This is a genomic window from Flavobacterium bizetiae, assembly GCF_902804475.1.
Classification (GTDB): domain Bacteria; phylum Bacteroidota; class Bacteroidia; order Flavobacteriales; family Flavobacteriaceae; genus Flavobacterium; species Flavobacterium bizetiae.
Genome location: NZ_CADCSU010000170.1, coordinates 1 through 6576, shown reverse-complemented (window position 1 = coordinate 6576; position 6576 = coordinate 1). Strand labels below are relative to the sequence as shown.

8 protein-coding genes are annotated in these 6576 nt (G+C 32.1%); 4 read left to right on the top strand and 4 right to left on the bottom strand.

Annotated elements, in window-relative coordinates; translation table 11 throughout:
* The coding region (locus FLACOL7796_RS21695; protein ID WP_173972882.1) for a hypothetical protein at nt 1–215 on the bottom strand (215 nt) is incomplete at its 3' end.
* Between the two features lie 11 nt (nt 216–226).
* Nucleotides 227–1579, bottom strand: a complete 1353-nt coding sequence (locus FLACOL7796_RS21690) for a polymer-forming cytoskeletal protein (RefSeq protein WP_173972881.1) — start codon at nt 1577–1579, stop codon at nt 227–229.
* Nucleotides 1580–1768: 189 nt separating this feature from the next.
* Between FLACOL7796_RS21690 and FLACOL7796_RS21685 the strand changes: the two genes are divergently transcribed.
* The 4 genes from FLACOL7796_RS21685 (at nt 1769) to FLACOL7796_RS21670 (ending at nt 5382) form a co-directional block, all read left to right on the top strand.
* Nucleotides 1769–2170, top strand: a complete 402-nt coding sequence (locus FLACOL7796_RS21685) for a helix-turn-helix domain-containing protein (protein ID WP_173972880.1) — start codon at nt 1769–1771, stop codon at nt 2168–2170.
* A gap of 524 nt (nt 2171–2694) precedes the next feature.
* Nucleotides 2695–3585, top strand: a complete 891-nt coding sequence (locus FLACOL7796_RS21680) for a hypothetical protein (RefSeq protein ID WP_173972879.1) — start codon at nt 2695–2697, stop codon at nt 3583–3585.
* Between the two features lie 6 nt (nt 3586–3591).
* Nucleotides 3592–3993 carry a hypothetical protein gene (locus tag FLACOL7796_RS21675; protein WP_173972878.1) on the top strand — a complete coding sequence of 134 codons (402 nt, stop codon included), beginning with the start codon at nt 3592–3594 and terminating at the stop codon, nt 3991–3993.
* A 96-nt stretch (nt 3994–4089) separates the two neighbouring features.
* Nucleotides 4090–5382, top strand: coding sequence for an aminopeptidase P family protein (locus tag FLACOL7796_RS21670; RefSeq protein WP_173972877.1), 1293 nt, complete (start codon nt 4090–4092; stop codon nt 5380–5382).
* 66 nt (nt 5383–5448) lie between these two features.
* Here the strand turns inward: FLACOL7796_RS21670 and FLACOL7796_RS21665 are convergent, their stop codons facing one another.
* The gene (locus FLACOL7796_RS21665; protein ID WP_173972876.1) at nt 5449–5967 is read right to left on the bottom strand and encodes a ferritin; all 519 of its coding nucleotides are present in this window, start codon (nt 5965–5967) and stop codon (nt 5449–5451) included.
* A gap of 87 nt (nt 5968–6054) precedes the next feature.
* A complete protein-coding gene (locus FLACOL7796_RS21660) occupies nt 6055–6411 on the bottom strand; it encodes a hypothetical protein (protein WP_173972875.1) in 357 nt (118 codons plus the stop codon).
* Between the last annotated feature and the right edge of the window lie 165 nt (nt 6412–6576).

Below are 6576 nucleotides of genomic sequence, written 5' to 3'. Positions count from 1 at the left end.
GTAATTTCTTTTCTAATATATGGTTTTTCAAACGAGCTAAATTTTTTGAAAATTTTTCCATCTTTATATACCTGAATGCCATAAATCTTGGAAAGATCTTGATTTAACTTATTTTCAAATTCAATTTTTAATTTTATCGATGCTGGAACTTCTTTACAGCTTACTGCAAAAAGTAAAACAATCAAGAATAATGCTAATGCTTTAAATTTCACCATAATCAAGATATTTAATTTTCTAAATATTCATTCAACTCAAGCCGTTCAAATTTAACCTTGTATTTCTGAACGTAATTACTCCAACCCTCTTGATTTTTATAAATCGAAAAAGCATAATCAACAATTTCTTTACTAAAATGATTCCCGAAAACATTATCCAAATATTGAATTCCAGAATCGATTACATGTTTTAAAACTTGCAATTTATCTATTCCGTTTTCTTTGCAGGTTTTATCAAGCCAAAGTCCCTTTCCTATTTTTAAATATTCTTGAAGAAGAGTTTCGGTAATAAACTCAGAAGAAACATCGTTAATATCCGGTTGATGTTTTCCGTTTTTGAAAACCAATAAAATCAATTCTTCAGTATAGTATGCTGACGGAATCAATCGCAGCATTGTTCCGCTCTCAGCCGCTTTAAAACAAAGTTCTTTTGTTATAAATTCATCAGGAATTACCTGAATTGCAAAACCATCTTTATTCACTAATTTCTCGCAGAGTTGAGAAGTTATGATATTCTGATTGACAAACGGCAAAGCATGATAAGTGATATTTAAGGCCAGATTACAAAGTTCTTCGGTTTTAAATTCTTTCGGAACCAGTTTAAGATCTCTATAATTTACCAAAACGCGTGCGCGCCAATATTCGTAAGTTTTAGCCGGCGGATTATTTTGTTTTAATATTAATTCGCCCATTGCTAATTCTCTTTCTAATTCTTCAAAACTTTCAATTAATGGATTATCGAGTAGTTTTCGAAGTTCGTTAGAGATAACTTCTTCATCTGTTTCATCATCATAGCTGCATTCGTTTTTCGGGTCAGAATCATTGTCCCTGTCGTTATAATAAAACAAATCATTTTTTCTTTCTACGAATGCTGTATTATGATCGTTAACAATAAAAACAGGAGAATTTATTGTGCCTGAACAGTTAAAATTACCGTGATTATAATAGGTCATGAACACTTCTTTCGCTTCGACATTTCCTTTTATTTCAACATAGGAACCACCAAGCAAAAGACTTTGACATGTAAGGTTTCCGCTAATAAAAATATAGGGCCCGTAATCTCCTTCGGCATTGATAATGGAACCGCTCGTTGAGAAATTTCCATTTATCAAAATGCCTTCGATTCTTATTTCTTCGATTTTTTTAGCGGGAAGGTTTAACAAGCTGGCAAGCCATTTTTTCTTTTTTTCTTCGTAAAGATCTAAATAAAAATTTCCATCAAAACTTATATCGCTTTCTGCCATTAGAAAAAAATCTTCATCTTCCCATTCCTCAAAATAATCAAAGCCTTCGTGATCGATTAGAAACGGAAATTGCGATTTGATTTCTTTTATTGTTATTAGTTTAAAATTGGAAGTTTGCATTTTATTAATTTAATCGAAGTTGTTTTTTTCTACTATCAAGATTACACAATTCTAAATTCAAAATCAAACAATGATCAGAAAAGTTGTATTTTTACTCGCATAAAATAATCTGCAAATTGTATCTCACAAGAACAAACTTGTTTTCTACCGAAACCGAAAATGTAAAAGAATTTTAAATATCTTTGACCTATGAGCACAGTAAAACCAAAACATATCGGCAGAAATATAAGCCGAATTAGAGAACTGAGAGACATGAAGCAGGAAGCGCTTGCACAAGCCATTGGTACTACGCAGCAATCGATCTCTATTATTGAAGGAAGCGAAAGCGTTGATGATGAAAAACTAAAAGCAATTGCAGAAGCTTTGGGCGTACCTGCTGATGTAATAAGAAACTTTTCTGAAGAGGCTGTTTTTAATATTATTGGAAATACTTATGACAATGGTTCATCTTCCGTGAATCATGGTTGTACATTCAACCCACTAGATAAACTTCTTGAAGCTTTTGATAAAAATGAAAAACTTTATGAACGATTGGTTCAGGCTGAAAAAGAAAAAGTGGCTCTTTTAGAGAAATTGTTGAGTGAGAAATAATTTTTGAGAAATATATTTATAAAAAAACCGAAGTTTGAATTGGCTTCGGTTTTTTTTATGGATTTGATTATCATTGCGGGCACGGATTGCAAATCTATACCATCTGATTGAAAATCATAAATCTCCAAAACTTTTAAAATGGGCTGAAAGCCCTAAAATGCAATAGCGTAGTGCAGCGCACTACGAATTAAATCAAAAGCAAAAATTGCCCTGAAAGGGCAAAAGAAAAATATTGTTCTTCAGATGAACATCATGTAAAATATGATAAACATGTTTTTTTGAAATTAGACTTCCGCCCTTACAGGGCATAAAATTACAATCGTTTTCTCTCATAGCGCTTCGCAGTATGCTATTGCTAAGGCTCTTTCAGAGCAACAGGTTTTAAAAACTCATGATTGCCCGACTACGCTCAAACAAGACAATAGCAATTTTTGCAATTTGTAAATTTTCATGTACAAAAATAATTGCAGACACAAAAAAAGGTTTTAGATTTGAACCTAAACCAATACCACTATTTTCGACCTATGAACCTATATAAGAAAAACTTATACTTTGTATGCATTTCATTATTTATAGCCGTGAGTTACATTTTGTATGGTTATTTTTTTAGAAATTTTATTACTCAGCCTGATTTACCCCAAAAATATTTAGCGTATAAAAACTTAGAAGACACTGTAAAATCTGCTCATTATGAAATTGTAAGTTTAGGAGATAATTCTCTTAATACGAATACGGTTTACTTTTCGCCATTGTCTGAAACGGTTGTTTTTGAATCGGGAAAGGAAGGTTTTGCTAATGATAATGATGAATTTATATTGCATTATAAATTCGACAACAAAGGAAAACTAATTGACAGTTTAAAGACGCGCAGATATGATTCGTATGAAATTTATGAATCGTATTTACTTTCGAAAAAAAATTATATCTCATGGATTATTGACAATGATACTATTCGCCATAACTACATCGAACTTAACCCAAAAGCCGACTGGACTTTTGAACGCACGGAGGAAGAATACAATAAATTAAGCAAAAAAGCGAGTTCTGTTTATTGTTTTAAGGCTCAAATGCATAATTACAATAGTGATGATGTTGGGCAATATTTTGATAAAGCACTTTTTTTAATTGACAAAGAATGGTATGCATTGTATGGCAAAAGTTTGTTTAAAGAAAGTGTTTCTGAACCTTATCAAAAAATATTTGCGCCTGTTTACACTCACAAAATAAGTAAGCTTGGCAGTAATTCCTGGCGCGTAAATGCTTTTTATGATATTGTAATAAAAAATGACACTCTGAAATTAAAAAATGAATCCTGGAGTGATCGCACAGATATGGGTTATTATAGTCATCCTGCAAATCCTGCATTTTGCATTCTAAGAAACTCTACTTATTTTATTATCAGACCAATAAATTAATGTTTTATGAAAACAAAACAACCGTTGACGAAAAGTTTTTTTTGCGCTATAATAATTACATTACTTTTTTTTGTCGTTTTTAGCGCTCAGGGAAACGATTCTTTTAATCAAACAATGGGTATACTTGTAGGTATTCCGATTACTTTTATTTGCACAATGCTTTATTGTTTAACGATCATGTTTTTTGAACGCGTGGAGGTTATTGCACCGAGTTTTATTTACCGTTTTGCCGTTCCTTTTTCGTTTTGCTGTGTAGCTTCGATTCTGATTTGTAATCTAAATGATATACCGGTGGTGGAGAATTTTCAGCAGTTTTCGTTTCTGGAATATTGGCAGGAAATAAGCATTCCTGTTTTGGTATTGTTTACGATTAATATGATAATTGCGGGAATTTTGTCTATCGAATAAAATGAAAACAAATAAGAAAACTTTAATAAACCTATTTTGTGCTACTTCTTCAAAAATCACTAATTTTGAAATTCGAAGTTCAAAACTCACATTATTATGAAATATCATCAAATAAACAGCGCTCTTTTTGTAAAAAATCGCAAAAAATTCACGGCAGAAATGAAACCTAATTCGGTTGCCGTTTTCAATTCAAATGACATTTACCCAGTTAGTGCTGATAGTACTTTGCCGTTTGCTCAGCATAGAGATATTTTTTATCTAAGCGGTGTTGATCAGGAAGAAAGTATTTTGCTTTTGTTTCCGGATGCGCCTTATGAGAATCAAAAAGAAATTCTTTTTCTGAAAGAAACCAATGATCATATCGCGGTTTGGGAAGGTGAAAAACTAAGCAAAGAACGTGCTTTTCAGGTTTCGGGAATTAGAACGGTTTATTGGCTACAGGATTTTCATAAAGTTTTGAACGAAATGATGACGTATGCTGACACAATGTACATTAATACAAATGAACATTACCGCGCATCAGTTGAAACTGAAACCCGCGAAGCTCGTTTTGTAAAATGGTGGAAAGAGCGTTATCCTGCTCATAATGTAGCAAAAAGCAACCCTATTTTGCAACGCATTCGTTCTGTAAAAGAAAGCGAAGAGATTGATTTGATCCAGAAAGCTTGTGATATTACGGAGAAAGGCTTCCGTAGATTATTGCCGTTTGTAAAACCAAATGTTACTGAATACGAAATCGAAGCTGAATTGATTCACGAATTTGTTCGTAATCGTTCTAAAGGTTTTGCTTATACACCAATTATTGCTTCAGGAAATAATGCAAATGTTTTACATTATATTGAAAACAATCAGCAATGTAAAGCCGGAGATTTGATTTTATTGGATGTTGCGGCTGAATATGCTAATTATTCAAGCGATATGACAAGAACAATTCCGGTTTCAGGAAAATTCTCAGATCGCCAGAAAGCGGTTTATAATGCTGTTTTGAAAGTGAAAAATGAAGCTACAAAAATGTTGGCTCCAGGAACACTTTGGAAACAATATCATATTGAAGTGGGCAAAATCATGACATCAGAATTGCTTGGTTTAGGATTAATCGATAAAGCTGATGTTCAGAACGAAAATCCGGAATGGCCTGCTTACAAAAAATATTTCATGCACGGAACTTCTCACCATATGGGACTTGACACGCACGATTACGGATTGCTTCACGAGCCTATGAAAGCCAATATGGTTTTTACGGTTGAACCTGGAATTTATATTCCGGCAGAAGGTTTTGGTATTCGTTTAGAAGATAACGTAGTGGTTCAGGAAAAAGGTGAGCCTTTTAACCTAATGCGTAATATTCCTATCGAGGTTGATGAAATCGAAAGCCTGATGAATGAATAAATCATAATAAAAAACAAAGCCCTTAATAAATATTAAGGGCTTTGTTTTTATATAATAAATCGATATTTATCCGATTTTTGAAATCTGAACATCCAATTGAAATTTTCCGTCAGCTTCGTTTCCATTGATTAGTTCAAAAAGCTCTAAAGCTCTTCTTGCATTTTTCTCTTCTTCTCTTTGCTCAGCTACATACCACATCATAAAATCTTCTGTAGCATAATCATTCTCAGCTCTACATTTTGCAATTACTTTATTAATCGACTGAGTAACTGCAATTTCGTTTTGCAAAGCAATTTCAAATACTTCTCTAAAAGAAGCAAATTCCTGCTGCACTTCCGGAACAGATGGCGTAACTGCAATCCCTCCCATATCTGTAATATATTTGAAAACTTTTAGAAAATGCTCTCTTTCTTCTTCGGCTTGCTTATACAAGTATGATGCTGTATTTGCATAACCATTTCTATCTAACCATGCAGCCATAGCTAAATATTTGTTAGAAGCGTCGCTTTCTATTTTTGCCTGTAAGTTCAATATATTTTCTATTCCTTCAACTAATGAAGTACTTGTTCTTAGTAGATCTTTCATAACTTTGTTTTTATCTATGTAAAATTACAAAAATTATGCAAGGCAGCTCTAAATGCCTTAAAATTTGGATTTAATCTAAGTAAGAATCTAAATAAGCTCTACATTGACAGTATTGCAAAGCAAAGAATGTAAAGTAAGGGTGAATTTTGTTCCGTTTAATAAATCTCTTAACTGAACGATTTCGCAGATAGTAAGATTTCTGGAAAAATTTCTTTTAGTAGTTTCAATCAATTGTGCATCTGAATGATCAGATAAGTCATAAAGCATATTGAGAATGTCAACGCTATTAACCTTTCTTTGAAAAATCAAAAAATCATGAATTTTATAACTTGACACCGTATCAACAAAATTGATAATTATACTATTGGTCAAGTCACATTGATAACTGTATCCTTTTTCGGTTTCAAATAATACTTTGGTGGTCAAATCACTAATTAATGCCATTCTGATAAAATATAATAACGATGCAAAAATATAGAATTTAAAGTAATAACAAGCATAATTAAGACTAATTTAAAATAACAAAATCATTTAATGTTCTTAAAAACAGTTCGAATGACTGTAATTTTTAAACCATATAAGTGATATAAGTTCATTTAAATACAGCCT